Source organism: Deinococcus detaillensis, assembly GCF_007280555.1.
GTDB classification, from domain to species: domain Bacteria; phylum Deinococcota; class Deinococci; order Deinococcales; family Deinococcaceae; genus Deinococcus; species Deinococcus detaillensis.
This window is the reverse complement of record NZ_VKDB01000015.1, coordinates 1-24,594: the sequence shown is the minus strand read 5'-3', so window position 1 is coordinate 24,594 and position 24,594 is coordinate 1. Positions and strand designations below refer to the sequence as shown.

The following is a 24,594-nucleotide window of genomic DNA, read 5'->3' as shown; positions in this document are numbered from 1 at the left end:
TGTGCCAAGGGCAAGAGACGGCCGAGAGACGGGCAAGGCAAGCGCGGCCGCCCTATCATGCAGCACAGATGCCCGCCTCTGTTTTCGCGCCGCTGCTCACACCGCTGCGCCGGTATGCTGCGCCGGACGCGCTACCACTTGTCATTGGAGTATCCGGCGGGGCCGATAGCGTGGCGCTGCTCTGGGCGCTACTGACGCTCGGCATCAAGCCGGTGGTGGCCCATTTGGATCACCAACTCCGGCCCGAATCCGGACGGGACGCCGAGTGGGTGCACCAACTGTGCGCGGGCTTGGGCGCAGAGTGCGTTATCCAAACGGCTCCAGTGGCCCGCGTAGCCGCCGAGCGCGGCTGGACAACTGAGGAAGCAGCGCGGCGGCTGCGTTACGCTTTTTTGGCACGCACCGCCAAGCAGCGCGGCGCACAGCTCATCTTGACGGCGCACACCCAAAACGACCAAGCCGAAACGGTGCTGTGGCAACTGCTGCGCGGCGAAGCGGTGTTGAGCGGCATAGCGCCCGAGCGCGGCCCCCTTCACCGCCCTTGGCTGGAAGTCAGCCGGGCGCAGCTCACGGCGGCGCTGAGCGAGTGGCAGCAGCCTTGGCTCGAAGACGCCAGCAACATGGACACCCGCTACACCCGCAATTGGCTGCGGGCCGAGGTGCTGCCGCTGCTGCGCTCCCGCTTTTCGGGGCTGGACGCCAGCCTCAGCCGCTTGGCCCGTTTTCAGGCCCAAGACGACGACGCCCTGCAAGCCGCCTCACGGTTTAGCTCGCACGCGCCGCAGCGGGGCCAGCCGCCGGCCCTGCTGCGGCGGGCCGTGCGCCGCGAACTGCAAGCAGCTGGCCTGACCTTTCACGCTGGACATCTGGAGCAGCTCGCCGCCGCGCTGAGCGCCGGAGACACCCAGCACCTCACTCTGCCCGGAGGCCGGGCCGTCAGCGTCACGGGCGGGCCTTTTCCGACGTTACAGCTCCCCAATTCGCTTCAACCTTGGCCGCAGCCGAGCTTCACCCCGCCGCCGAGTTGGACGCTACGCCACCGTCAAACCGCAGACAGAATGCGCCTCGAAGGCGGCACCCGCAAACTCAGCGACATCCTGACCGATTTGAAAGTTCCCAGAGCTGAGCGCGGCGCAGTATGGCTGCTGGCCGACGAAAGCGGCGTGCAGTGGCTCGGCACGCTGCCGCCGCTGTGGGCACAGGGCGCTCGGGGGCAGGTTCAGGTTCTTGACCCTGTTGACCTTGCTGACCTTGCTGCCGATTCAGATGCCGATACTTACTTCATGGGCGAGGCACTTGAACTCGCCCGCGCCGCTGCCGAGGCGGGCGAAGTGCCGGTGGGCGCGGTGGTGGTCAGTGGCGGGGCCACTATCGCTCGGGCGGCCAACCGCAGCCGCGAACTCGGCGACATGACCCGCCACGCCGAGCTGGACGCTTTGCAGCTGGCGGCTCAGGTGGTGGGGCCCTACCTGAGCGCCTGCACCTTGTACGTCACCTTAGAGCCTTGCCCGATGTGCCTCGGCGCAATGCTGGAAGCCCGGCTGGGCCGGGTGGTCTACGCCGCCAGCAACCCGCGTGCCGGAGCGCTGGGGGGAGTCTGCGACGTGTTGGCCCAGGCTTGGGGCCACACCCTCACCGTGACGCCGGGCGTACGAGCTTCTCAAGCGGCGCGGCTACTCAAGACCTCTTTTCGTGAATTCCGCTCAGCACGCCCTCCAAAATAACGGCTTCTCCGGACGACGCGGCTCATCTTTGGAAGGGCCGTGTTGTCCGGCGGAATGCTAATCTGAACTTTTGCTAAAGGAGTGCTAAACTCTAAGCTGTGACTGTTCCGTCTGCGGTTTCCACTCCTGCTCCTCCAGCGTTTTCTGTGCCCATCCTCTCGGCGGCTTTCATCTCGGCGGGCCTGGTCGCTTACGGCGTCGTGCTGCAAAACACCTCGGTGGTCGTCGGGATGACGGTGCTGTGTGCGGCCCTGACGCAGCGTCTGGGCGGCCTGTGGCGCTGGATGCCGATTGTCATCTACGCGCTGGCCTTTACTGCTTCTCTCATTTTCTACAAAGCCAGGCCTGAACCGTGGAGCTTGGTCGGTGCACTGGCGCTCATCTTGGGCCTCGGCCTGCTCTCGATCCGCGAAAGCTCCACGGCCCGCGAAACCGAGTGGCTGCACAACACCGTCAAAGCGCTGGAAGAAGGCAGCGTCAAGTTGGGCGAGGCCAGAGACGCCGAAGCCATTATTCGGGCGGGCATCGCCATTTTGCAAAACCTGCGTGTGGCTCCTCACTTCGCGGTGGTGGCCTACCGGCGCGGCACCCCGATGATTTTGGCGGCGCGGGGAGCGTTCGAGCCGTTTATCGAGCAGCCGATTGTGCCGAGCGACAACGACAGCCGCAGCGTGCAGGCCGATCACTGGGTCGCCGAGGAAGTGCTGGCCCTGCTCAAGCGCCCGCAGCGCAAAACGCAGTTGGTGGTCAACATCTATGGCCGCGCCACCCAGCACCTCGGCCTCATTTTGCTGACCCGAGAAGACCGCGAGTTCGAAGCCGACGAAAAGTCAGTGGTCGAATCGTTTGCCCGCTTTCTGGGCGCACAGCTCGGTCAGGTCTACGCCATCCGCGAACTGCGCGACGCCAACGACTTGACCCTCAAAGCTCTGGGCTCCGCGCTTGAGCGCCGTGACGACGATACGGGCGGCCACACCCAGCGGGTGATGACCTTGTCGCTGCGCCTCGCGGCCCGCCTCGGCTGGGATGACGAGCGCCTCAAAGCGGTGCGCTGGGGCGCGTATCTGCACGATCTGGGCAAAATCGCCGTGCCGGACTCGATTTTGCACAAGCGCGGGCCGCTGGACGCCAACGAGCGGGCCTCGATGCAGCGCCACGCCACCCTCGGCTACGACATGCTGCAAGACCTGCACTTCCTGCCTGCCGAGACACTCGATCTGGTGCGCCACCACCACGAGCGCTGGGACGGCGGCGGGTATCCCAGCGGCCTGCGCGGTCAGGACATCCCCGACACCGCCCGGCTGTTTTCGATCATCGACGTGTACGACGCGCTGGTCAACGCCCGCCCCTACAAGCCCGCTTGGAGCCGTGAACGCGCCCTCCAGGAGCTGCGCAGCCAAACTGGCAGCCAATTCGACCCGCAATTTATGGACGCTTTCCTGCGGATGATGTCCGAGCAAGACGACGCCAAATTGGTGCGCTGACTTTCATTTTCTGCTCTCCAGCTCAAACGGGCGCTTCTGCTCTGACAAGAAGCGCCCGTTTTCATGCTTTCAGAGACTGTCCTTAAGTCACCGCTCCCATTTCCGTCACGTCTTTATAGCTGCCGCTGTCGAGGAGTTCCCTGAGCGCTCGCACCACTTCCCTAATTTCGTCTTCGGTGTTGTAAAAGGCAATCGGGGCCAGCCTCAGCACATCGGGAGAGCGGTAATCCGGAATGATGTGGCGCTGACGCAGGGCCACCGACAGAGCGCGGGCGTGCGGGTGCGAAAGCGAAACATGACCGCCGCGACGGGCATGGTCGCGCGGCGTGAGCACCCGCATGTCGTAGAGATGAAGGTCGGCCAGCTCCATCAGCAAGTCGGTGAGCGCCAAACTGCGGGCCCGCAGCGCGGCCAAGTCAGTCTGCTCGTAGACTTCCAAAGCGCCTTCAAGGGCCGCCAGCGCCAAAATCGGCGGCGTGCCCTGTTGATAAGCTGCCGCGCCGGGAGCTGGGCGAAACTTGGTCGTCATTTCAAATTGACTTTCTTTTTCGTTGCCCCACCAACCGCGCAGTGCGGGCGCGAGGTGATGGTGGCGCTGGTGCAAAAATAGCCCGCCAGGCGCACCCGGGCCAGCATTGAGGTACTTGTAGCTGCACCACACCGCGAAATCAGCCCCCGCGTCGTGGAAGGCGTGCTGCATGGCCCCGATGCTGTGGGCCGCGTCCCAACCGATCAGCGCTCCGCTTTGGTGGGCAATCGCCGTCAGCTTGGCGACGTCCAAAAGTTGCCCGCTGCGGTAAAGCACGGTGGGCAGCAGCACCAAGGCGATATCTGGCCCAAGCGCTTGGCGCAGGTCGTCTTCGTGGATGGTCTGCCCGTCACGGCTGGGAATCAGGCGCACCTCGGCTCCACGCAACTCAGCCCAACTTTGCAGGGCGTAGAGGTCGGTGGGAAAGTCGAGCGCGGTGGCCAGCAGGTGCTTGCGCTCGCCCTGAGGGCGGTAGAGGGTGGCGAGCAGCGCGTGCAAATTACTGGTGATGCTGCCGGTGGCGATCACTTCACGCGGAGAAGCGCCCACCAAGCGGGCTAGCGCGGGCGACAGGCTCTCGGCCATCCCGAACCATTCGTCCCAACCGGATACGGCCTGGGTTTGCCACTCGCCGAGCCGCCGCACCACCGCTTGATGGGCGCTCAGGGGCATCAGGCCGAGGCTGTTGCCGTCAAGGTAAATGCCTTTGGGAAGGGCGAACAGTTCGCGGCGCGGCCAGTGTGAAGATCGGCGCGGCTGGGTCATGGCAGCAGCCCAGCCGGCAGCAGCACGGCGCGGGCTGGTGCACCGTCAGCGCCGGTCAGCGGCAGCGGCAAGCAGATCAAGGTATATTCGCCCGCTTCCACGCCGGATAAGTCCAGCCCCTCGACAATCAAGATGCCTTCTTCCAAACAAACTTGGTGGGCGTCCAGCGTTTTGCTCATCAGCGGGTCGATGCTGGGGCTGTCGGTGCCGATCAGGCGCACGCCACGCCGCGCCGCTTCCCGCACGAAAGCTGGATCGAGCGCTCTGAAGTCGGTTGGGAACGTCAGCCACTCGGCGCTCTGGCCGGTGTACAGCAGTAAGCGGGGCGGCAAGGGGTCGGGCAGGCAGCTCAGCGCTTCAGCGCCCACCAAGTCGCCAGGCGGCACATGCACCACCAAACACGCGCCGAGGTAGCGCTCCAGCGGCACTTCGTCGAGCTTGGGAGCGGCGTCGCCGTAGTGCCAGGGCGCGTCCACGTGGGTACCGGTGTGGGTGCTGGTGCTGAAAGAGCTGGTGTTCACGCTGTCACCACCGGCAATTCTGGCCGCCGGAGCAAAGATGAGCGGCGGATCGCCCGGCCAAGTCGGATGGTGATTGGGCAGGGCGCGGGAGATATCGCAAAAGCCGAGCGGCAAGTCTGGCATCTGCTTAGAGTAAAGCAAACGGGCCGCGCCTTAGATGGGCGGCCCATCTGAAGGATTGGGAAGGTCATACGGATTCCGGCCATTCTGTTATCTTTCGAAAAAGCACCGAAAGCTGACTCCATTCTGGAACCCGTACTTTTTCTTACTCCCACTGTCTTGGGCAGAACGGCACCTATCGGGCCTGCCCGCTGATCGGGTTTCGCAGGTATTGCACAACTGTTCAACCAGAATCCATATCAGAGCCTTACTGCTTAATCACTTCGGCGTCTTTGGGAAGCTGCGTCAGCTTGGCGGCGCTCAGGCCGGAGTTGGTTTTGTAGTTGCTGACCACCAGATCGGCCACCACTTTGCCTTTGGGATCGATCGCCTGAAAGCGGGTGGGCCGCCAGCCGTTTTCGCTGACGAAAATATGGGTGGAGCCGCCCTGCACGCCAGTTTTGGGATCGGCTTCCAGTTCGTAGATGCGGTTGGGGGCCGCGCCGGTGCTGCCGAGCACTTTGACGTCGTAACGGGTTTTGAGGGCCGACACCAGATTGCTGAGCTGCGACAGATCCAGACCGCCCAAATCCTGACCGTTCAGGGCTTTTTTGAGGCTGGTGACGGTGATCTGGTTGGTGAGGTACAAGTAATTGCGGATTTCTTGGCTGCTGACGATCACGATATTGTCGGCCAGCGCGTCGGGCGCGTTGAAGACCACCCGGGCCAAGCTGGACGCCGGAATAGTCTGCACGTTGAGGTCGAGCTTCTGGACGCCGCCGCCCTGATCTGCCGTTCCTGATACCCGGAAGCTGATGTCTTTGACCGACTTCTGGGCGCTGGCAATGTTGTTGAGGATGGCGTCAGCCGTTTGGGCAGAAGCGGAAGAGAGTTGAGCCAATGAAAACGCGCCGAGCAAACTCAGCACGGCGAGAGAGTGTTTACGCATAGGCAAAGTATCGCGCCGGCTCTCATGAGAAGCCCGGAGATCGGCTGACGAAGTGTTAGGAGGATGCCCCTGCTCACGGCCCGGAAGTTCCCGCGCCCGGCGTAAAGGTGTAGCCTGCCCGCACCCCGAAGCCGCCGCTGCCGCCGCGCAGTCCGAGATTGAGCTGGCCGTCAACCGCCGCGCCCAGCGGCACGTCCACATCTACGCCGTACCGGAGCGGCAAAGCGGCCGTGCGCCAAGGCTCGTACTTGAGGTAAGCGCTCAGGCCGATGGCTTGGGCATCGTTGAGGGGCAGCGCCGCTGGAGCGTCCAAACTGAGTGCGCCTCCCAAAGTTGCTTGACCTGCTGCGGCACGGCCCACCAGCGCGTCGGCAGCCACGGTGAAGTTCTCGGCGCGGTAAGTCACGCCCGCCAGTGCGGCCACGACGCCTTTTCCGGCGCTGGCTCCCAAGCGGTAGCTCAGGGCGTCTGCCCGCCACTCGCCCGTCAGCGAGGCGAGGCTTTGGCTGCCCAGTTCACCGGCAAACGTCAAAATCAAGTCGCGTGAGGGGCGGTATTTGGCTTCCAGATTGGCCTGCAAGCCTGAAGCGTTAAGATTGACCGGCATCTGGCTCCAGACCAAGAGCGGGTCGAGCGCCGCAGCGGGCGAATTCCAGAGCTGCCCCGACGCACTCAGCGCCACCGGCCCCAGACTGCCGCTGGCCTCGGCCCTCAGGCGTGTGCCGATTGGCCCCGCATACACCAGTGCGCCGCTGGCCGCCAAACGCACCGTGCCGATGGTAAACAGGGCTTGGTTGCGCTGCACACCCACTTCGGCGGCGCGGTTGGAGAGCGCCAGCGAAAAGCGGTTTTGACCCAGCAGCACATCAGACACGCCCGCCCGAACGCTGAAGGCCCGCACACCGGATACCGCCAGATCGGAAGACGCCAGCGAAGCGCCGAAGTCGTAGGTCACGGCCTGAGCCGAACCGAGGAGAGCAGAGGCAAGAAGAGTCGAGCCGAGCAAGGTGAGCTTGAGCAGGGAGCGGAAAAAAAGGCGAGGCGTCATGCCCGTAGTCTAGCGGCAGCGCTGGAGCGGGGGCTAACCGGAGCCGATATCCACTCGAATCTGGGGGTAGACTCTGAGCCATGATGCTGCCCATCCGTTTCGCGCTCTGCGCCCTTCTGACGGCCGCCGTGCTGGGCCTGAGCAGTTGTGCGCCCGCGCTGCAACAAGTCATCAAAGTGCCCACCTTCAGCGTCGTGCAAACCCGCTTAACGGGGCTGAGTCTCGGCTCACCGGCCATCGCCCGCGTGACGCTCAAACTCCGCATTGACAACCCCAATCCGGTTCCGGCGCGGCTGGCCAACATCAACGCGCACTTTTACCTCAACGGCAGCGACGTAGGTACGGTGGATTTGCCGAATGTCAATTTGCCGCCGCGTGGCAGCGCCGATCAGGACGCTTTTCTGGAGATTCCGGTCAGCTTTCAGAACACCGCCATTTGGCTGCAAGTGGCGCGGGGGCGCGAGATGCCCTACCGCTTGGACGGAACTTTCACCGCCGACCTCGGAATGCTGGGCAAACCGAGCTTTGGGCCGTACACGCTGACGCAGGGCTTATTTCAGCAGCCCGCCATCTTACCGTGAGCGGGGGCAATGACTGGGGCGCGTGGGCTTACCTGCCGGACGAGCCGCTGGCGGGCGCGGCGGGCGGGCCACTTTCTGGCCTGACCTTCAGCGCCAAAGACCTGTTTGAGGTGGAAGGCTGGCCGCTGCGGGCCTCCACCCACGCGGCGCTGCCGAGCTTGCCGCCCAGCCCACTGGTGAGTCGCCTGCTCGAACTGGGCGCGACCCTGCTGGGCAAAACCCACCTGCACGAAATTGCCCTCGGCATCAGCGGCGCGAATCCGGTGACGCCGGGGCACAATCCGCTCGATTCCTCCCGGATGCCCGGCGGTTCCAGCAGCGGCGCGGCCATCACGGTGGCGCGGGGCGAAGTGGATTTCGCTTTGGGCACCGATACCGGCGGCAGCCTGCGCGTTCCGGCGGCGTGGTGCGGGGTGGTGGGGTTCAAGCCGACCAAGGGGCATCCGGCTTGGCCGACTCTGGGCGTGCTGCCGCTGAGTCTCACTTGCGACCACACTGGGCCGCTGACCCGTGATGTGGCGCTGGCGGCCCGGCTCCACACCGTGCTGAGCGGGGAGAGCGTGAAAGCCCAAAGCTGGGCTGGAAAGAAAGTGGGACTGTGGCGGCCCATCGACTGGCTACAAGCCGGAGCGCTCGCCGCGCTGGATGAAACGGCGGCGCAGCTCAAGACACTTGGCGCACAGCTCAGCGAAATTGAATTGCCCGATATGCTGGACGCTTACAGCCCCATCGTGCAGAGCGAGGCGGCGGCTATCCACGCCTCGGCGCTGAAAGACTCACCGACAGGCTTTAGTGCCGGCACCGAAGCGCTGCTGCGTCTGGGCGCGGCCCGCACGGCCGAAGACGTTCAAGCGGCCTTTGCCCAGCGCCAGATTTACCGCGACCAACTTGCCACCCTATTTGACACTTTCGACGTGCTGCTGGCTCCCGCCGTGCCGAGCGCTGCGCCGCTCATCGGCCAAGACCATCTGACTTTGCCCGAGGGTCAAACGCCGCTGCGGGTGGCCGTTTTGCGCTTGACCGTGCCGTTTAGCTTGCTGGGCGTGCCGACGCTGGCTCTCCCCTGCCCTGCGGGTGGCCTGAGCGTGGGCGTACAACTGGTGACCGCTTGGCAACAAGACGCCGAGGTACTGGGCTTGGCACTGGGCTTAGAGAAACAACTCGCCAACCCCTGACCAACTCAGCAAAAACCCCCGCCGAAGCGGGAGCGGGGCGGGGTGCGGGCAACTTCAGGCGGCGGGCGAAACAGCCAAGTCCAGACCCAAAAAGCGCCAGAGCGTGCGGCGCGGCACGCGGATGCCGGCGGGACTTTCCACAGCGGGCATTCGGCCATCTCTGATCCAGCGGCGCACGGTGCGCTCGTGGGTGCCGGTAAAATCGGCCACTTCGCTGACTTTCAGGAGCTTGGGCAGGGTCTGGAACTGTTCGCTTAGGGTCATCTGTTCCTCCGAGTTAGGGCAGGCAAAAGCCACCCAAAGAGCTAACCACCACGGATAAGCCGACAAAGACGAAAAAAGGCCGCCAGAAGGGGGCCTCAGATTTGGTAAGTTCAGTTGTGCGCTCAAGCAGGGCAGAACATTCACGCCGTGCCAAACGGCCCGCAGCCCAGCTTGACCTCCCGGCCCACTTGACCCGCTAAACGCAGGCCGCTGAGGGTGCAGAAGTGGTTGAAACCCAGTCAGCATATTCAACTTGCCCTTCACTATAGCAGCGAATGTCAAGGCACTTTCAGCTTGTTCTTGAGGCAATTTAAATGAGATAAATTAAAGAAGTGGAGGCGTACCCCTCATCAGCTCCCGACTCCGCCTCACTTCAAGTGAGCGCCAAAGTAAGCGCTTCGCCCGCCCCGGAGAAAGTTGGCGGGTGGCCCCTCCTGAAGAGCGGCCCCACCGCCGCGCTAGCATGGCGCTCATGTCTCTTCTCACGCAGCTTTCCGGCACCTTGATCAACACCGCCACCGTGCTGATCGGCTCCAGCATCGGTTTGTTCTTGGGCAGCCGCTTGCCGCCGCGCACCCAGCGCACCTTGCTGCAAGTGCTGAGTTTGGTGACGCTGTATATCGCCTTTGGCATGGCAGGCAGCTTAAACAGCGTCAAGGCTGGCTCTATTCCGGGGGTGATTTTGGCTTTGGTGGGGCTGGCGCTCGGCGCGGTGATCGGTGAAGCGCTGAAATTGGAAGAGCGTCTGTCCACTCTCGGCGACACCCTCAAGCGCCGCTTAAAAGGCGAGGGGCAATTTACAGAAGGCTTCGTGGCGGCGGCCCTGCTCTTTTGCGTCGGCCCGCTGACGTTGGTGGGCGGCATCCAAAACGGCCTGACCGGTGACAACAGTTCCTACATCCTCAAGGCCACGCTCGACGGTATTTCGTCTATTGCGCTGGCCAGCATTTACGGCGTCGGGGTGCTGCTCAGCGCCGCCGCCGTGCTGGTGATTCAGGGCGGCATCGCGCTGGCCTCTGGGGGCCTAGCCAGTGCGCTACTGGGTGGGGCCGACCCCAGCACGCTGAACAGCAACCCCTATGTGCTGCTAATCACCGGCGCGGGCGGGCTGATGATTGCGGGCATCGCTTGGAATCTGATGCTGGCGGGGCTGGGCTTTGAAGAAGACAAACGGGTGAGGGTCGCCAGCTTCTTGCCGGCCCTGCTGGTGGCTCCGCTGCTGCTGTGGGCGGCGAAGAGCTTGTAGAGTGTGGGCAAAGATCAAGACACCGCCCATCCGTTAAGCTGAGTGCATGACGACTTCTCACCCTACAGGCAACTCTACGCAGGCACAATACGCCGCCCTCAAAGCCAAAAACTTGAAGCTCAACATGCAGCGCGGCCAGCCCAGCGACGCGGATTTTGATTTGAGCAACGGCCTGCTGACTATTTTGGGTGAGGGCGACTACATGGCGGGCAAGCTGGATACCCGCAATTACCCCGGCGGCGTGCAGGGACTTCCCGAAGCCCGCGAACTGTTCGGCAAATACCTGGACGTGAAGGCCGCCAACATCATCGTTTGGAACAATGCCAGCTTGGAGCTGCAAGGCTTCGTGCTGACCGCCGCTTTGCTGCACGGCCTGAAGGGGAGCCCCAAGCCCTGGGTCAGGTTAGAGGGCAAGCCTAAAATGATCGTGACGGTGCCAGGTTATGATCGCCACTTTTTGCTGCTGGAGACGCTGGGCTTCGAGCTGCTGACGGTGGAGATGCAAGACGACGGCCCTGACGTGGACGCCATCGAAAAACTGGTCAGCGACGAACTCGTCAAGGGCCTCTTGTTCGTGCCGACCTACAGCAACCCCGGCGGCGAAAGCATCAGCGCGGCCAAAGCACAACGCCTAGCCAGCTTGAAAGCGGCAGCGCCCGACTTCACCATCTTCGCCGACGACGCTTACCGCGTTCACCACCTGTTTGAAGATGACCGCGACATGCCGGTCAATTTGGTGCAGCTCTGCGCCGAGGCCGGACACCCTGACCGCGCGGTGGTGTTCGCCTCCACCAGCAAAATTACCCTGGCCGGCGCGGGTCTGGGATTCATGGCCAGCAGCGAAGCCAATATCGCTTACCTGAGCAAGCTGCTCAACGCCCAGAGCATCGGGCCGAATAAAGTCGAGCAACTGCGTCACGTCAAGTTTTTTGAGCAGTATCCGGGCGGCGTAGAGGGACTGATGCGCCGCCACGCCGCCCTGCTCGCGCCTAAATTTCAAGCGGTGCATGACGTCCTGAGTGCCGAACTCGGTGAGGGCGGCCAGTACGCGTCTTGGAAATCCCCCAAAGGCGGCTATTTCGTCAGCCTCGATACAGCCTTGCCGGTGGCTGAGCGCGTGGTGGAATTGGCCGAGCAAGCTGGAGTCAGCCTCACGCCCGCCGGGGCCACCTATCCGGGCGGCAAAGACCCGCACAACCGCAATATCCGCTTGTCACCGAGCCGCCCGCCCGTTGCCGAGGTGCGCGAAGCGATGCAGGCAGTGGCGCTGTGCATCAAGCTGGCGAGCGAAGAATATAGGGCGCGGCAGTAAGCGTCAGTCCTCCTGCCATTAAAAAATCCTGAATACACCAGCCACCCAGCATCAGGCATGATGAAGCGGCGACTGTGAACTATGTCACTATTAACCCCATTCAAGCTCAACAGGAGAACCATGCGCCAAAAACTTCACTCCAAAACACGACTTCTTGCTCTACTGCTGGGTGTATCCAGCAGTGTCTACGCGCTGAATCTGCCGACTGTCAACTGCTCAAAAGATGCCAGCAATGTCCGCTGCACGCTCAAAGACAGCAATCAAGGCAAAATCGGCAGTGGCTTGCCGTTTAATTTGGGCGGACTTGTTAAAATCGGCTCGGGTTATGTGGACGCGGCCAGCAACAGCGTGATGGTGCCGGTGGAGTTTGGCGGCCAACAAGACAATCAGGGCGTGGTGATGCGGGTTGACCTCGCCACCGGCAACCGCAGCGTCGTCAGCGGCTACGACGGCGAGGAGTGGCATGGGTCGGGCGTCAAGTATGTCAGCGACAAGGGCCAAAGCGCCGAGGCGTACGACTTGGGCCGCGTGGAAGTGGTGCGGCCCGGCCCCAGCGGCAGCATTCTGGCTCTCGTGGACAAGGGCTTACAACAACGCACGGAGATTATTAAAATTGATTCCAAAACCGGCAATCGCACGCTCATCTGGGCTTCTAGAGTCTTCAATGACGCCGCACCGTCGGGGCCGAGTGCCATTCGGGATATTGAAAAAAGCCGCTTTAACCAGAGCAGCGATTCATTGTGTAAGGGTGGCGACAAAACTTCCCTCAAGCCCGCCGAAACTTTTGAGGCCGACGCCCAGAATCTGTATTTGATGATGGTCAACAATCCGTCCGGCACCGGCGCGGGCCTCGTCAAAGTGCCACTCGCTGGTGGAAGCTGCACTTGGGTCAGCCAGTATTTTGCCGACGGCACCTCCCAAGTCGGCTCTGGCGCGACCATCAATACCCTCAGCCCACTGGTGTTTGCCAGTGCCCTAGTTGGCGGCGAGTTTGTGACTGCCACCGGCCCCAACCCCAGCGGCAACACCTTACTTGCCGTCAACACCAAAGACGGAACCCGCCGCACCATCAGCCTCAAAAATGTTCAGACTCCGGCCCGCAGCAAGGGAAGTGGTGACGCCCAAGTCGGCTACCTCGGCACGCTGGCCACTGGCGGCGCGGGCATCGCCACCATTCGCACCGGAGCCAACGACGATTACTCGGACGTGGTGCTGATTGATCCGGCCAGCGGTGACCGCACGCTCAAGCAAATTAAAGTCGGCAGCCTCAGCAGTGGCCGCGACAGTGACGTCAATATCGTGGCGGCCATTCCGGGCACCAAGCAGTACGTGGTGTCGTTCAAAAAAGTGCTGCACATCTGGGACGCGGCCACCGGAACGAGTTGGGTGCTGAGTCAGTGAACCGCAAAACTGTTGTGTTGATACTGGCTGGACTGCTCGGTTCAGCTCTAGCCCAAGACCGTGTCATGGAAGTCCGTGTCAAAACCATCAAAAATGGTGTGGAACTGGACGCCAGCAGCGGCCCCAAGCGCTTTTTGTGTGTGGCAGACCAAGTCACACATGAACTGGCGATCTCGGGCCGTAAGCTGATGACCAAGGGCAAGTTTCTGACCGTCACTTTTGATCTGGTGGACAACCATTTGAGTATGGAAGCCCACGACAAGATTTGGCCGCTGAAAAGCAATCAAGTCCGCCTGACGTGTGTCAAAGACCAAATTCAAAGCCAAGTGGGCCGCGACATTGAAGTTACCGACTCAGAGTAATTGAACCACCAAACGAGCGGGGTGCGGCGATGAGAGGCCAGCCCCGCTTTTCCCCTACAATAGCGCCCATGATTGACGCTGCCGAACTCAGCCACCTGATGAACCTTGCCCGCTTGGAGCTGGGCGCGGACGAAGCCGAACAGATGCGCGGCGAACTGAGCGCCATTTTGGGCTACTTCGAGCAGCTTCAGGCGGTCAACACCGACGGCGTAGAGGAAATGCAGCGCCCGGTGGCCCTCGTAAACGTGATGCGCGACGACGTGCCCGCTGAACTGCTGCCACACTCGGCCCTAGAGCGTTTAGCTCCCGCAATGCAGGATGGCTTCGTAAAAGTGCCGCGCACGGTGGATACGGAATAAGCCTTTGCTTTTCCCACAACCCACCAAACACTTATTAACTTCAAAGGAACTTTATGCTTGATCTCAAATTTATACGTGACAACCCCGGCCTTGTTAAGCACGCCATTCAAGTCAAACGAATCGGCCTTGATCTGGATGAGTTGCTGCAAGTTGACCGCGAACTCCTCGAACTCAAGCAGCGAGTCGAAGCCTTGCAAGCCGAGCGCAACGCCAATGCCAAAGCGGTGCCAAAAGTTCCCAAAGAAGAAAAACCCGCACTGATTGAAAAAGGCAAAGCGCTAGGCGAGGAACTCAAAGAACTCGAACCCGCTCTGCGTGCCCACGAAGACGCCCTCAAGCAGTTGCTCCTGCGGGTGCCGAATATCCCGCTGGACGGCGTGCCGGAAGGTGCAGACGACTCGGACAATGTGGAACTGCGCCGCGAAGGCGAGCTGCCCACTTTCGACTTCACCCCGCTTGACCACGTGGCTTTGCTCGACAAGCACCACTGGGCCGACGCCGAGCGGGTGGCCCGCGTCTCGGGCAGCCGCAGCTATTTGCTCAAGGGTGAAGCGGCGCTCTTGGAGCAAGCCATTTTGACGTTCGCGCTGACCTATTTGGCAGATAGGGACTTTACGCCGCTGTCCACCACCGCGCTGGTGCGGCCTGAAACCTTGGTGGCGACCGGGCATTTTCCGGGCGGCGAAGATCAAGTCTACAAAATCGAGGGGCTGGATTTGATGCTGGCCGGAACCGCTGAAGTGCCGGTCAACAGCCTCTATGCTGGCGAGATTTTGCCGGGAGAAGACTTGCCGATCCGCTTTGCCGCCATTTCCGCCGCCTTCAGGAGCGAAGCGGGTTCGGCAGGGCGCGATGTGCGCGGACTGATTCGGGTTCACGAGTTCCGCAAAGTGGAGCAGTACGTGATTTGCAGGGCCGATCAGGAAGAAGCCTTGAAGTGGTTTGACACTTTGCTGGCCAACGCCGAGGGCATTTTGCGGGCGCTGGAATTGCCTTACCGCGTCGTTCAGAACTGTACCGGCGACATGGGCGCGGGCAAGGCGCTGATGTACGACATCGAAGCGTGGGTGCCGTCTGAGCAGCTTTACCGCGAAACGCATTCGTGCAGCTACCTCGGTGACTGGCAGGCCCGCCGCACCGGTCTGCGCTACAAGGGTGAGGGCGGCAAACCGCACTTTGCCCACACGCTGAACAACACCGGAATCGCCGTGCCGCGTGTGCTGGTGCCGTTTTTGGAGAACCACCAGCAGGCCGATGGACGCATTCGGATTCCGGCGGCCTTGCAGCCGTTTATGGGTGGGAAGGCATTTATCGGGTGAAACTTTTTCTGCTCTTGAGCCTTCTCGGTACGGCAGCAGCGGGAGGACTTGACCGTGCGCCAGCCCTCCTCGGCACCATCCAGACGCCTGCTCAAAGTGCATTTTGCTTTACCAACGGCTGCCGTTTGGAGCGTGAAGGCCCATTTATGGCCAGTCTCCTTACCCAAAGATTTAGCTTGAACAACGGGGATTTCGCAGAATTCGATCTCCATCCACACAGCCGAGTCGTCACCAATGCCCGGCTGATGTTCGGCTCGCCAAAACTCACAGCAGAACGGTTGACGTTGGCCCGCACCTTCCTTGAAGCGCTCAGTGGACGGCGTTTTGCCACGTCAGGTCTGTCCGCTTGCTTCGCAGCAGCCGCACAGGCAGACCCTGACGGCCCGAATGCTCTCCTGAGTCACTGGACGACCCCTGCCAAGTATCCCTACAAAGCGCGGTGCGGTACAGGAATGTGGGCAGGCGTTTGGCTGGGTTATCGGCAACAGTAATTTAATCGTAAGCCAGCCTCACCGCTGCGGCTCAATCACCGCTTTGCCCGTCACTTTGCGCCCCGCCATGTCCTTGAGTGCCTGCGGCACATCTGCCAGCGCGTAGCGGGCCGAGATATACGGCTTGACTTTGCCCTCGCCCATCCACGTCAGCAGTTGGCGCAGATTGGCGAGGTTCTTTTTGGGGCCGCGCTTGGCAAATTCGCCCCAGAACACGCCCACGATGGACGCGCCTTTGAGCAGCGCCAAGTTGAGCGGCAGGGCCGGAATCTCACCCTCGGCAAAGCCCACCACCAGGTATTTGCCGCCCCAAGCGATAGACCGGAAGGCTGGCTCGGCCAGTTTGCCGCCCACGGGGTCGTAAATCACGTCTGGGCCTTTGCCGCCGGTCAGTTCCTTGAGAGCCGAACGCAAATCCTGCGTGGAATAGTTGATCGTGTCGTCGGCCCCGTTTTGGCGGCACAGCGCTAGCTTTTCGTCGGTAGAAGCCGCCGCGATGACCCGCGCTCCGAGTGCCTTGCCAATTTGCACCGCCGCGAGGCCCACTCCGCCCGCCGCGCCCAGCACCAGCAGGGTCTGACCCGCTTTGAGTTCAGCGCGGTCGAGCAGCGCGTGGGCCGAGGTACCGTAAGCCAGTGGCAGCGCCGCACCTTCAGCAAAATCCACCCCTTCGGGCAGCGGAAAGGTGGCGTTGGCGGGCGCTACGACCTGCTGGGCAAAGCCGCCGAGCTGCACGAACGAGGCCACCCGGTCACCGACCTTGAGGTGCGTCACGCCCTCCCCCACCGCCGTAACGATTCCGGCCACTTCCGCGCCGGGGGTGAAAGGCAATTCAGGGCGCATCTGGTATTTGCCTTCAATCATCAGCACATCAGGGAAGTTGAGCGGCGCGGCGTGGACTTCGATGATGACCTCACCCCCAGCGGGCGTGGGGTCGGGCAAGGTACTCAGTTCAAGTTCGTCGGGTGGGCCGAGGTGGGTACATTGGAAGGCTTGCATGGTGTGGCTCCTTTGGATGTGAGGTATGGCCTGTGATGAGAGCAGATTCTGCGGCGCTTACCGCCAACTCTGTAACTCGCCCAGATGCGCCGTTTCGTTGAAACTGTCTAAACTGACCCGCCCACCGCCGTAAGTCAAGCGGGTGATCGAGCCGTTTTTGATGCGCCAGTTGAGAGCCAGCGCCGTTTCAGGTGGGGCCTTGAGCACGCCAGCCACCACACTGCCGATCACGCCGCCGGAGGTAAACACCAGCACCGTTGCGCCTGGGAGCCGCAGCACATCGTGCATGGCCGACTGAACCCGCGCCCCAAAGTCGGCCCAGGTTTCCACTTCTTCATGGAGGAGCTCGCCGCGCAAGTAAGCGCCCGTCAGCGGCTCAAACACGGCTTGCAGGTACTTGTTGCGCTGCGGGCCAGTCTTTTCCCGATCAAACTTCTGGACGCGCTCCGCGAACTCGGCGTCACGCTCAGCCAGCAGCGGCGCGAGCCAGCGCAGCAGACCGTCGCCGTCGTACTCGGCCAGTCGAGCGTCTTCTTGGGGCGTCGGCCAATTTATGCCTTCAGCGGCTAACAGCGCTGTGCGGCGTTGTCTGACCAACGGGCCGTGGATCAGGTGGGTAACGCCGAGGTGTTCGGCATGCAGCGCCTTGCCGATCTGGCGGGCCTGCCGCTCGCCCAACTCGCTTAAGCGGTCAGTGTCGGCCTCAAAGGGGGTGGCCTGCCCGTGACGGATCAGCAGCAGTTGGCTCATGGCGTTTGGGTACTTTAGCCTGTCTGATAGGTCAAAGGGAAGGGGGCCTGCGGCGGGCGGCTCAGAGCATTTGTCCGAATAGACGGCTGAGCAAAAAACACGCTCAGCCATCCATCCTCCCAAATGCTCTCTCTATTCCACTCCCGTTGGTTCTTGGGCAAAGCGGCACCTACCAGGCCTGCCCGCTCGGTCAAAAAAGAGCTTCTTTTTTGACAAATGCTCTAGGGAAAAAGTTTGAAGGCCAGCACCTGCACGGCTTACTACCCATCGTCCAGCACGCTACTGCTCTACACTGCCCAGCATGAATCCTGCTCTCCTCGGCCTCCTCTCCGCGCTCAGCTACGGCGTGGGCGATTTCTTGGCGGGCGTCGCCAGCCGCTACAATTCGCCGTTTCGGGTCGCCGCGCTCACCCACCCCCCAGCGGCGCTGATCTTGCTGACTTTGGCTGTGCTGCTGCGCCAACCGCTGCCGCCCTCAGCAGACTTGTGGTGGGGAGCGGCAGCGGGCGTGGTGGGCCTGGGAGCGGTACTGGCGTTTTACAAAGCGCTGGCGCTGGGGCCAATGGGCGCGGTGTCGGTGGGCGCGGGCGCACTCTCGGCGGCGGTGCCGGTGGCGGTGGGCGTCGCGGGCGGCGAACTGCTGGGCATCTGGGGCTGGGCAGGAGCGCTGTGCGTGCTGCTCGGCACCGCGCTGCTGAGTTTTACACCGCAAACCGGGAGCAAGGCAAGCAGCGGCGTGCTGCTAGGCTTACTGGCTGGGGTGGGCTTCGGCTTTTACTTTGTCATGCTCGGCCAAGCCCACGACTCGGCAGGCGCTCTTTGGACGCTGAGCGCCGCCCGCGTGGCCAGCAGTCTGGTGATCGTGCCGCTGACCGCCCTCACCGTGGGCCTGCGTCCCCAAAAACTCGGCCTGCTGCTGGCTTCAGCTCCCGGCGACACGCTCGGCAACGTGTTTTATCTGCTGGCGGTGCAGGGGGGCGGGCTGGCGATTGGTGCGCTGCTGACCAGTTTGTATCCGGCGTTTACCACCTTGCTGGCCGTCGCGGTGCTCAAAGAAAAACTGCGGCCCGCCCAGTGGGGCGGCGTGGCACTCGCGCTGACCGGCGCGGCGCTGCTGACGAGTGGTTAAGGGAGCAGCGGTTAGAACTGCTCAGCAAGCTGCTATCCCATACCCTGCCAGTTGCCTCAGGCCTGCATCCGCCGCACCCGTTTTTCCGCTTCGATGGCCCGCTGCAATTCTGAAATCTGAGTCAGCAGCGCCCGCTTTTCTTCAGGGGAAGCGCTCGCCATTTGCCGCGCCAGCAAGTCTTTTTCGGTTCGCAGCGAGTCGATGCTCAGGCCCGACTGAATATCGTCCACGGCGGCGGCGGCGTACGCGCCCACTTTTTGCTCAAACTGCTCGGCGTTGGCGCGGCTGTGTGAGCGTGGATCGCGGCCTTCAAACAGCAGACGAATCAGCAACTGCTCCTCGGGCTGGCCCCTGAAGACTTCCAGAATCTCCTCGCTGCTCTTGGCTCCCCGTGCGGCCAGCATGACTTTTTTGACGGTTTCGTTTTGCCAGGGCGTCTGCCCGTCCAGCTTGGCGAGCAGCGCCGGGGCCAGCAGAATCTGGCGCAGCAAGGCCAACTCGTGATCGCCGCTATGCTGGCTGGACATGCCCGCCAAGTGGGTGTCAGTCAGGGTTTTGCGCTTAGCTTTGTTGGCAATCCAGTCGTTCAGGGCTTCAGGCTTGAGGCCCAGCGGGTCACAGGCCAGCCGCCGCATCTCCTTGGCACTTTCATCGAACGGATCGAGGTTTTGCATTCTCGGCAAGAGTTCCATCAAAATTCGGCGTTTGCCCTCGGTGGTGCTCACGCCGTACTTCTGAATGGCCGCTTCCACCCGGTAATGCACTTCGTCCAGGCCGCTGGCCAGCGCCTGCCGGATGGCGTGCAGCTCTCCGGCCATCACCGCGTCTGCGGGGTCTTTGCCGCTGGGTACGCGGGTGGCCCGCACCCTCAGCTTGCTGCCCACCACCTGATCGAGGCCCGACAACGTGGCTTTGAGTCCCGCTTCGTCGCGGTCAAACATCAAGGCCAGCTTTTGAACGTCGAGTCGGGCCAGCAAGGTGGCGTGGTCTGCCGTGAGTGCCGTGCCCAGCGTCGCTGCCGCCGTTTCGAATCCAGCTTGGTGCAGCGCAATCACGTCCATGTAGCCTTCCACCACGATCAGTTCGCCGCCGCCGTCCGGGCTGGCATTCTGAGCGGCGCTGCGGGCAAAGTTGAGGCCGTAGAGCAGTTCACCTTTTTTGAAGGCTTCGGTTTCCGGCGTGTTGAGGTACTTGGGCTTTTCGTCGCCCAGCACCCGCCCGCCAAAGCCCACCAAGCGGCTGAGGTGGTCGCGGATCGGAAACATTACCCGCCCCCGGAAGCGGTCATAAACCCGTCCAGTCTGGGTATTTTCCGACAGCAGGCCCGCTTCCAGCAATTGGCGCTCATTCAGCCCGCGACTCTTGGCAAGGCTCAGCAGGCCGTCCCAGCCGTCGGGGGCGTAGCCGAGTTCAAATTTGGCGATGGTCTCTTCGGTCAGACCGCGTGCGTGAAAGTAGTCTAGGCCCACTCCGCTCAGCGAGTTGCGGAAGTATTCGAGCGCAAAAGCGTTGACCTCATAAATATCGCGGCTGGACTTCTCACCGTAGCGCGTTTCGACGGTGACGCCGGCTTGCTCGGCCAGTTTGCGCAGCGCGTCACCAAAGCTCAGGTTCTCAGTACGCTGCACGAATGAAAAAAGGTCGCCGCCCGCTTTACACCCAAAGCAGTAATAGTAGCCTTGCTCTGTGTCAACTTGAAAGCTGGGGGTCTTTTCATTGTGAAAGGGGCACAGGCCTTTCAATCTTCCCTTCCCGGCAGGGGTGAGGCTGACATACTGACCCACCACTTCGGCGATGCTCAGCCGCTCGCGGACTTCTTCTTTGGTTCCGATGTTTCCTCACCTCCTTTTGGCTTTTGGTTATGCCCGCGCCAAAACAAGCCAGCGCCAGACCGAGTGTCCAGCGCCGTCACGTTCAAGCGGCGATTGACCAACACTGCCTCAAGACAAGTACCCGAAAATGGAGCTGCTTGGAGGCCGTTAGAGCGTTAGTTTACTCCAGCGCGGCCAAACAGTAAAGAGCGGAAAAACACCGTGCTGATGGGGCTTTTTTTGCTGAAAGCCCAGCCAGCGCGGGCCAAGCCTATCTTCATCAAAATGTGAAATTTTTTGCAAGCTCTTGCGGGAATGCGGCTCACTTGATCTCGGCCTGGCACTGCTGAACGGCTGTTTTGCCTTGCCGCTCCAGCCGGCCTTCTCGCCCGTTGGTCACCCACGTCCACTGACTGCTCTGGTACTTGATCCCGCTGGCCGAGCGCACCTGCGGCAGCAGGGTGGTCACGGGCGCTTGACCGCTGTGACTTTGGCTGAGCACGACCATGCTGAGCGTGCCCATCTTGAGAGCCTGAATCTGGACAGGAGAAACCCATAGCTCTTCTCCCCCCGCACAACGGTATGGTTGGGCAACACCTAAATTGAGGGACTGAGCATAGACGTCACCCGATTGCGGCGCGTAGCACTTGACCGGCTGCGTGCGCCCCAGCGTCAGTTCGGCGCTGTCCGGCCCAGTGTTGACCCACGAAACGCCGTCTTTGCCGTACTGGTTGGGCTTGGTGAGTTTGGGCAAGGTCAAGATTTCGCCGCGCCGGGTCAGGCGCAGGGCGTCGGGAAGGGCTTCTGCGAAAACGGCCTGACCGTCCGCGCATAGAAAAGGGCCGTTGGTAATCTCGTCACCCGGCTTGAAGTTGAAGATCAAGACCGGCACGCTGCGCGGGGAAGCGTGAGGTGCGGGCGGCTGCCCCCCTCCGCCGGCCACCGCCCAGCTTGAACACAATCCCAAAACGGCCAGAAGTACGCGCTTCATTGAGCGGAGTGTAGCCCGAGTTTCCCCGCCACCGTCTGAGAACCCTCTCTCAATTCCCGCTTGCCAATTTGCTACGCTGGAGTTCATGAGTGCCGCGCCCGCTTCCTCCCTCCGCCCGCGTGGTACCCGTCAACGCGAGGTGATTGGCCGCTTGCTGCAGGCTGCTGAAGGCCCGCTGGACGTGCCGGAGCTGCACCGCCGTGCCCTGGGTGAACTGCCCAAACTCGGCGTCGCCACCGTGTACCGCACCCTTAAGCTGCTGCAAGAGCAGGGCGCGGCGCACATGGTCACGCTGGACGGCGAAAACCTGTATGAAGCCAGCGGGCGCGGCCACCACCACCACTTTTCATGCCGGGCCTGTCAGCGGGTCTTCACCCTGCACACCTGCCCCGTCGCCTTGCCCGCAGGCACGATCTACCCCGGCGGCTTCGTGGTGGAAGCGCATGAAGTGACGCTCTACGGCGTTTGCCCCGAGTGCGCCAAGAATAGCCTTTAGCAGGTGGCCGACAGCCCGATGGAAAAGAAGGCGGGAATGTGCTTGCCAATTATTTGATAATGGATTATCATTTTCGAGTGATAAACCTCCGCTCGACTCTTTTGACTTCTGGTTTGGCGGTGGCGCTGCTCAGTGGCGCTCAGGCTGCGCCCCTGCGAGTCAGTGCCAGCAATACCTTAGTGGCTGATTGGGTGGGGGCCATCGGCGGCGGGCGGCTCAGCATCAACACCCTGATTCCGGCCAACGCCGACCCGCACGAGTATCAGCCCAGCACCCGCGACATCGCCGCGCTGAGCAGCAGTAAAACGTTGTTTGTCAGCGGAGCGGGCTTGGAACAGTGGCTGCCCAAACTGCGCGGCGCGGCCAGCGGAGTGAAGGTGGTCGAACTCGCCAAAGCCAGCGGCGTCAAGTTGCGGCAAGCGGACGGCGGCACTGACCCGCATCTGTGGTGGAATCCGGCGAACGTGGAGCAGTTCGTCAAATTGATCGCCGCCACGCTGACTCAGCTTGATCCGGCGGGCAAAGCCGTCTACGCCAAAAATCTGAGCGCTTACCAGCAGCAACTCGCCGCGCTGGACGCTTACGCCAAGCAGCAATTTTCCAGCTTGCCTGCCGCGAGACGCGTTCTGGTGACCAACCATGATTCACAGGGCTACCTCGCAGATCGGTACGGCCTCAAGATTGTCGGCAACGTGATTCCGGGCCTCAGCAGCGAGCGCCAGCCCAGTGCCAAGGAACTCGCCGGGCTGGTGGACGGCATCCGGAAGAGCGGCGCACCGGCCATTTTCACTGAAAACACCGTCAATCCGCGCCTGGCCCAGACTATCAGCGGGGAAACCGGAGTTAAAATCGCCCCGCCGCTGTATACCGACGCACTGGGGCCAAAAGGCAGCGCGGGCGACAGCTATTTGAAGGCGTTCAAGCAAAACGTCAGGGTGATTGTGGGGGCTTTGAAGTGAGTGCTGTGGAGGACGGAGGGCGGAGACTGAACAGAGCATTTGCCTTGCCCATTCACCAAGAAGCGAGGGTGAACTGAGCCGATGAACAGCGGCCCGCTTCTCATTCCGCAAGCCACAAGGCAGCAACCACAAGCGCCCTCCCCTCTCGTTCAGGTCAGTCACCTGACGCTCAGTTACGGCTCCCAAATCGCCCTCGAAGACGCCAGCCTGAGCATTCGGGCAGGCGAGTTCACCGCCATCATCGGGCCAAACGGAGCGGGCAAGAGCAGCCTGCTCAAGGCGCTGGTGGGCCTCGCCGCGCCGAGTTCCGGCACCATTACCTTTGCGCCGGAGTTGGGCCGCCCGCAAACTGCCGTCGCTTACGTGCCGCAGCAGCAAACGCTGGACTGGGGCTTTCCGGTGACGGTCTGGGACACCGCCATGATGGGCCGCACTGCTCGGCTGGGCTGGGGCCGCTGGCCGGGCCGCGCCGACCGCGAGCGGGTGAGTGAGGCCCTGCAAAAGGCGGGCGTTTACGACCTCAAAGACCGGCACATCGGAGCGCTGTCGGGCGGGCAACGCCAACGGGTTTTGCTGGCGAGAATGCTGACCCGCGACGCCCGTTTGCTGCTGCTCGACGAGCCGCTGACCGGCGTGGACGCCGCGACGCAGGAACGGATCATGGCGCTGCTGAGGGTACAGGCTGACGAAGGCCGCGCCGTGGTGATGGTCACGCACGATTTGGAGGCCGCTGCCGCTGCCTGCGACCACCTGGTGCTGGTCAACCGCCGGGTGGTGGCGCAGGGCAAGCCCGAAGTGGTTTACACTCCGCAGAATGTGGAAGCGACCTTCAGCAGCAGTCATCTGGGACACACCCATGCTCACGCCTAAGCCATTCAGATGGATCTTCTAGAACCCTTCCACTACGCTTTCTTTTTGCGCGGCCTGCTCGGCGTGGCGCTGGTCAGCGTGCTGTGCGCCATGATCGGCACTTGGGTGGTCTTGCGCGGGCTGTCGTATATCGGCGACGCCATGAGCCACGCGGTACTGCCGGGCATCGTGGGCGCGTTTTTGCTGCGGGGCAATTTGCTGCTCGGCGCACTCGCCGCCGCCATCATCACAGCGCTGGGTATCGGCGCGGTCGGGCGCAGAAGCGGCCTCAAACAAGACAGCGCCATCGGGATCGTGTTTGTGGGCATGTTCGCGCTGGGGTTGGTGATGCTCTCGCGTGCGCCGACGTACACCAACGACCTCGCCAACTTCCTGATCGGCAACCCGCTGGGCGTCACGGCCAGCGACTTGTGGAGCACCCTGATCGCCACCGTAGTGGTGGGCGGGGTGCTGACCTTCATTCAAAAAGAACTGCTGCTGGTCAGCTTCGACCCCACCGAAGCGCGGGCAGTGGGCCTGCCGGTGGGGAGAATGAATAATCTGTTACTGATTCTGATCGGTTTGGTGGTCGTCCTGACCGTGCAACTGGTCGGCACCACCTTGAGTGTCAGTTTGCTGATTACTTCATCGGCCACCGCCCGCCTGCGTTCGCGCAGTTTGCGCGGCATGATGCTGGCCGCCGCCGTCATTGGCGCACTCTGCGGAACGTTGGGCTTGTATCTGTCGTACTTTTTGGACACCGCGCCGGGGCCGACTATCGTTTTGGTCAATACCTTGACATTTTTGCTGGCCTTGCCATTTCGGAGGAAGGAAGGGTTGTAGAGCACCGGGCAGGAAGTCGGAGAAAATAAAGAGCAAGCCCTTGGAATGAACCCCCTAGAGAGGACCAACGGCCAAGCCACTTCGCCCCGACCAGCCGTTAGGCTGATCACAGCGCGAAGGAGCATTCATGCCAGGACG

Annotated in this window: 25 protein-coding genes; 16 read left to right on the top strand and 9 right to left on the bottom strand. The window is 62.3% G+C overall.

Annotated features, from left to right (window positions below):
* Positions 1-68 precede the first annotated feature (68 nt).
* Entirely contained in the window at positions 69-1,724 is a 1,656-nt protein-coding gene (tilS, locus tag FNU79_RS12825; protein ID WP_143721218.1) for a tRNA lysidine(34) synthetase TilS, read from the top strand.
* A 98-nt stretch (positions 1,725-1,822) separates the two neighbouring features.
* Complete coding sequence (locus tag FNU79_RS12820) at positions 1,823-3,208, top strand: HD-GYP domain-containing protein (RefSeq protein ID WP_225430058.1); 1,386 nt, start codon at positions 1,823-1,825, stop codon at positions 3,206-3,208.
* An 82-nt stretch (positions 3,209-3,290) separates the two neighbouring features.
* Here FNU79_RS12820 and kynU read toward each other — a convergent pair whose 3' ends face one another.
* The 4 genes from kynU to FNU79_RS12800 all read right to left on the bottom strand — a co-directional run bounded on the left by kynU (position 3,291) and on the right by FNU79_RS12800 (position 7,119).
* Complete coding sequence (gene kynU, locus FNU79_RS12815; protein ID WP_143721217.1) at positions 3,291-4,502, bottom strand: kynureninase; 1,212 nt, start codon at positions 4,500-4,502, stop codon at positions 3,291-3,293.
* Positions 4,499-5,146 carry a cyclase family protein gene (locus FNU79_RS12810; protein ID WP_143721216.1) on the bottom strand — a complete coding sequence of 216 codons (648 nt, stop codon included), beginning with the start codon at positions 5,144-5,146 and terminating at the stop codon, positions 4,499-4,501. The genes kynU and FNU79_RS12810 overlap by 4 nt, the downstream gene beginning before the upstream one ends.
* Before the next feature lie 244 nt (positions 5,147-5,390).
* Positions 5,391-6,071, bottom strand: a complete 681-nt coding sequence (locus FNU79_RS12805) for an outer membrane lipoprotein carrier protein LolA (protein WP_143721215.1) — start codon at positions 6,069-6,071, stop codon at positions 5,391-5,393.
* Positions 6,072-6,144: 73 nt separating this feature from the next.
* On the bottom strand, positions 6,145-7,119 hold the full coding sequence (locus FNU79_RS12800) for a hypothetical protein (protein ID WP_143721214.1): 975 nt from the start codon (positions 7,117-7,119) through the stop codon (positions 6,145-6,147).
* A gap of 83 nt (positions 7,120-7,202) precedes the next feature.
* Here FNU79_RS12800 and FNU79_RS12795 point away from each other — a divergent pair, with 83 nt between their 5' ends.
* Together FNU79_RS12795 and FNU79_RS12790 are read left to right on the top strand one after the other, a co-directional pair.
* Complete coding sequence (locus tag FNU79_RS12795; RefSeq protein ID WP_143721279.1) at positions 7,203-7,700, top strand: LEA type 2 family protein; 498 nt, start codon at positions 7,203-7,205, stop codon at positions 7,698-7,700.
* Positions 7,697-8,875: an amidase gene (locus FNU79_RS12790; RefSeq protein WP_143721213.1), complete on the top strand. Its 1,179-nt coding sequence runs from the start codon at positions 7,697-7,699 to the stop codon at positions 8,873-8,875. The genes FNU79_RS12795 and FNU79_RS12790 overlap by 4 nt, the downstream gene beginning before the upstream one ends.
* 54 nt (positions 8,876-8,929) lie before the next feature.
* Here the strand turns inward: FNU79_RS12790 and FNU79_RS12785 are convergent, their stop codons facing one another.
* On the bottom strand, positions 8,930-9,139 hold the full coding sequence (locus FNU79_RS12785; RefSeq protein WP_124868554.1) for a helix-turn-helix domain-containing protein: 210 nt from the start codon (positions 9,137-9,139) through the stop codon (positions 8,930-8,932).
* A gap of 472 nt (positions 9,140-9,611) precedes the next feature.
* Between FNU79_RS12785 and FNU79_RS12780 the strand changes: the two genes are divergently transcribed.
* The 7 genes from FNU79_RS12780 to FNU79_RS12750 all read left to right on the top strand — a co-directional run bounded on the left by FNU79_RS12780 (position 9,612) and on the right by FNU79_RS12750 (position 15,629).
* The gene (locus FNU79_RS12780) at positions 9,612-10,385 is read left to right on the top strand and encodes a DUF554 domain-containing protein (protein ID WP_143721212.1); all 774 of its coding nucleotides are present in this window, start codon (positions 9,612-9,614) and stop codon (positions 10,383-10,385) included.
* A gap of 46 nt (positions 10,386-10,431) precedes the next feature.
* Positions 10,432-11,697 (top strand): aminotransferase class I/II-fold pyridoxal phosphate-dependent enzyme, encoded by a 1,266-nt coding sequence (locus FNU79_RS12775; protein ID WP_143721211.1) that lies wholly within the window; start codon positions 10,432-10,434, stop codon positions 11,695-11,697.
* A gap of 120 nt (positions 11,698-11,817) precedes the next feature.
* Positions 11,818-13,098: a hypothetical protein gene (locus tag FNU79_RS12770; protein WP_143721210.1), complete on the top strand. Its 1,281-nt coding sequence runs from the start codon at positions 11,818-11,820 to the stop codon at positions 13,096-13,098.
* Positions 13,095-13,460: a hypothetical protein gene (locus tag FNU79_RS12765; RefSeq protein WP_143721209.1), complete on the top strand. Its 366-nt coding sequence runs from the start codon at positions 13,095-13,097 to the stop codon at positions 13,458-13,460. The genes FNU79_RS12770 and FNU79_RS12765 overlap by 4 nt, the downstream gene beginning before the upstream one ends.
* A 68-nt stretch (positions 13,461-13,528) precedes the next feature.
* Complete coding sequence (gene gatC / locus FNU79_RS12760) at positions 13,529-13,819, top strand: Asp-tRNA(Asn)/Glu-tRNA(Gln) amidotransferase subunit GatC (RefSeq protein ID WP_143721208.1); 291 nt, start codon at positions 13,529-13,531, stop codon at positions 13,817-13,819.
* Positions 13,820-13,872: 53 nt separating this feature from the next.
* On the top strand, positions 13,873-15,138 hold the full coding sequence (gene serS, locus FNU79_RS12755) for a serine--tRNA ligase (RefSeq protein WP_143721207.1): 1,266 nt from the start codon (positions 13,873-13,875) through the stop codon (positions 15,136-15,138).
* Entirely contained in the window at positions 15,135-15,629 is a 495-nt protein-coding gene (locus tag FNU79_RS12750) for a hypothetical protein (protein ID WP_143721206.1), read from the top strand. The genes serS and FNU79_RS12750 overlap by 4 nt, the downstream gene beginning before the upstream one ends.
* An 18-nt stretch (positions 15,630-15,647) precedes the next feature.
* Here the strand turns inward: FNU79_RS12750 and FNU79_RS12745 are convergent, their stop codons facing one another.
* Together FNU79_RS12745 and FNU79_RS12740 are read right to left on the bottom strand one after the other, a co-directional pair.
* Complete coding sequence (locus tag FNU79_RS12745) at positions 15,648-16,628, bottom strand: NADPH:quinone oxidoreductase family protein (protein WP_143721205.1); 981 nt, start codon at positions 16,626-16,628, stop codon at positions 15,648-15,650.
* Between the two features lie 57 nt (positions 16,629-16,685).
* Positions 16,686-17,378, bottom strand: a complete 693-nt coding sequence (locus tag FNU79_RS12740; protein ID WP_143721204.1) for a histidine phosphatase family protein — start codon at positions 17,376-17,378, stop codon at positions 16,686-16,688.
* A gap of 301 nt (positions 17,379-17,679) precedes the next feature.
* On the opposite strand from FNU79_RS12740, the gene FNU79_RS12735 reads away from it, so the two are divergent.
* Positions 17,680-18,507, top strand: coding sequence for a DMT family transporter (locus tag FNU79_RS12735; protein WP_143721203.1), 828 nt, complete (start codon positions 17,680-17,682; stop codon positions 18,505-18,507).
* 56 nt (positions 18,508-18,563) lie between these two features.
* Here the strand turns inward: FNU79_RS12735 and dnaG are convergent, their stop codons facing one another.
* Both dnaG and FNU79_RS12725 read right to left on the bottom strand, forming a co-directional pair.
* Positions 18,564-20,339 carry a DNA primase gene (gene dnaG, locus FNU79_RS12730; protein ID WP_124868572.1) on the bottom strand — a complete coding sequence of 592 codons (1,776 nt, stop codon included), beginning with the start codon at positions 20,337-20,339 and terminating at the stop codon, positions 18,564-18,566.
* A 301-nt stretch (positions 20,340-20,640) separates the two neighbouring features.
* A complete protein-coding gene (locus tag FNU79_RS12725) occupies positions 20,641-21,309 on the bottom strand; it encodes an MliC family protein (RefSeq protein ID WP_185974706.1) in 669 nt (222 codons plus the stop codon).
* 85 nt (positions 21,310-21,394) lie between these two features.
* Here FNU79_RS12725 and FNU79_RS12720 point away from each other — a divergent pair, with 85 nt between their 5' ends.
* The 4 genes from FNU79_RS12720 to FNU79_RS12705 all read left to right on the top strand — a co-directional run bounded on the left by FNU79_RS12720 (position 21,395) and on the right by FNU79_RS12705 (position 24,456).
* Positions 21,395-21,805 carry a Fur family transcriptional regulator gene (locus FNU79_RS12720; RefSeq protein ID WP_143721201.1) on the top strand — a complete coding sequence of 137 codons (411 nt, stop codon included), beginning with the start codon at positions 21,395-21,397 and terminating at the stop codon, positions 21,803-21,805.
* A 101-nt stretch (positions 21,806-21,906) separates the two neighbouring features.
* Complete coding sequence (locus tag FNU79_RS12715) at positions 21,907-22,764, top strand: metal ABC transporter solute-binding protein, Zn/Mn family (protein ID WP_225430057.1); 858 nt, start codon at positions 21,907-21,909, stop codon at positions 22,762-22,764.
* An 81-nt stretch (positions 22,765-22,845) separates the two neighbouring features.
* Positions 22,846-23,634 carry a metal ABC transporter ATP-binding protein gene (locus FNU79_RS12710; RefSeq protein ID WP_143721199.1) on the top strand — a complete coding sequence of 263 codons (789 nt, stop codon included), beginning with the start codon at positions 22,846-22,848 and terminating at the stop codon, positions 23,632-23,634.
* A gap of 9 nt (positions 23,635-23,643) precedes the next feature.
* Positions 23,644-24,456 carry a metal ABC transporter permease gene (locus FNU79_RS12705; RefSeq protein ID WP_143721198.1) on the top strand — a complete coding sequence of 271 codons (813 nt, stop codon included), beginning with the start codon at positions 23,644-23,646 and terminating at the stop codon, positions 24,454-24,456.
* Positions 24,457-24,594 lie beyond the last annotated feature (138 nt).

Bases quoted from the DNA above. Each gene is read 5' to 3' on its own strand.
- tilS (WP_143721218.1), top strand. From the start codon at position 69: ATGCCCGCCTCTGTTTTCGCGCCGCTGCTCACACCGCTGCGCCGGTAT.
- kynU (WP_143721217.1), bottom strand. From the start codon at position 4,502: ATGACCCAGCCGCGCCGATCTTCACACTGGCCGCGCCGCGAACTGTTC.
- FNU79_RS12810 (WP_143721216.1), bottom strand. From the start codon at position 5,146: ATGCCAGACTTGCCGCTCGGCTTTTGCGATATCTCCCGCGCCCTGCCC.
- FNU79_RS12805 (WP_143721215.1), bottom strand. From the start codon at position 6,071: ATGCGTAAACACTCTCTCGCCGTGCTGAGTTTGCTCGGCGCGTTTTCA.
- FNU79_RS12800 (WP_143721214.1), bottom strand. From the start codon at position 7,119: ATGACGCCTCGCCTTTTTTTCCGCTCCCTGCTCAAGCTCACCTTGCTC.
- FNU79_RS12795 (WP_143721279.1), top strand. From the start codon at position 7,203: ATGCTGCCCATCCGTTTCGCGCTCTGCGCCCTTCTGACGGCCGCCGTG.
- FNU79_RS12785 (WP_124868554.1), bottom strand. From the start codon at position 9,139: ATGACCCTAAGCGAACAGTTCCAGACCCTGCCCAAGCTCCTGAAAGTC.
- FNU79_RS12780 (WP_143721212.1), top strand. From the start codon at position 9,612: ATGTCTCTTCTCACGCAGCTTTCCGGCACCTTGATCAACACCGCCACC.
- FNU79_RS12775 (WP_143721211.1), top strand. From the start codon at position 10,432: ATGACGACTTCTCACCCTACAGGCAACTCTACGCAGGCACAATACGCC.
- FNU79_RS12770 (WP_143721210.1), top strand. From the start codon at position 11,818: ATGCGCCAAAAACTTCACTCCAAAACACGACTTCTTGCTCTACTGCTG.
- gatC (WP_143721208.1), top strand. From the start codon at position 13,529: ATGATTGACGCTGCCGAACTCAGCCACCTGATGAACCTTGCCCGCTTG.
- serS (WP_143721207.1), top strand. From the start codon at position 13,873: ATGCTTGATCTCAAATTTATACGTGACAACCCCGGCCTTGTTAAGCAC.
- FNU79_RS12745 (WP_143721205.1), bottom strand. From the start codon at position 16,628: ATGCAAGCCTTCCAATGTACCCACCTCGGCCCACCCGACGAACTTGAA.
- FNU79_RS12740 (WP_143721204.1), bottom strand. From the start codon at position 17,378: ATGAGCCAACTGCTGCTGATCCGTCACGGGCAGGCCACCCCCTTTGAG.
- FNU79_RS12735 (WP_143721203.1), top strand. From the start codon at position 17,680: ATGAATCCTGCTCTCCTCGGCCTCCTCTCCGCGCTCAGCTACGGCGTG.
- FNU79_RS12725 (WP_185974706.1), bottom strand. From the start codon at position 21,309: ATGAAGCGCGTACTTCTGGCCGTTTTGGGATTGTGTTCAAGCTGGGCG.
- FNU79_RS12720 (WP_143721201.1), top strand. From the start codon at position 21,395: ATGAGTGCCGCGCCCGCTTCCTCCCTCCGCCCGCGTGGTACCCGTCAA.
- FNU79_RS12710 (WP_143721199.1), top strand. From the start codon at position 22,846: ATGAACAGCGGCCCGCTTCTCATTCCGCAAGCCACAAGGCAGCAACCA.
- FNU79_RS12705 (WP_143721198.1), top strand. From the start codon at position 23,644: ATGGATCTTCTAGAACCCTTCCACTACGCTTTCTTTTTGCGCGGCCTG.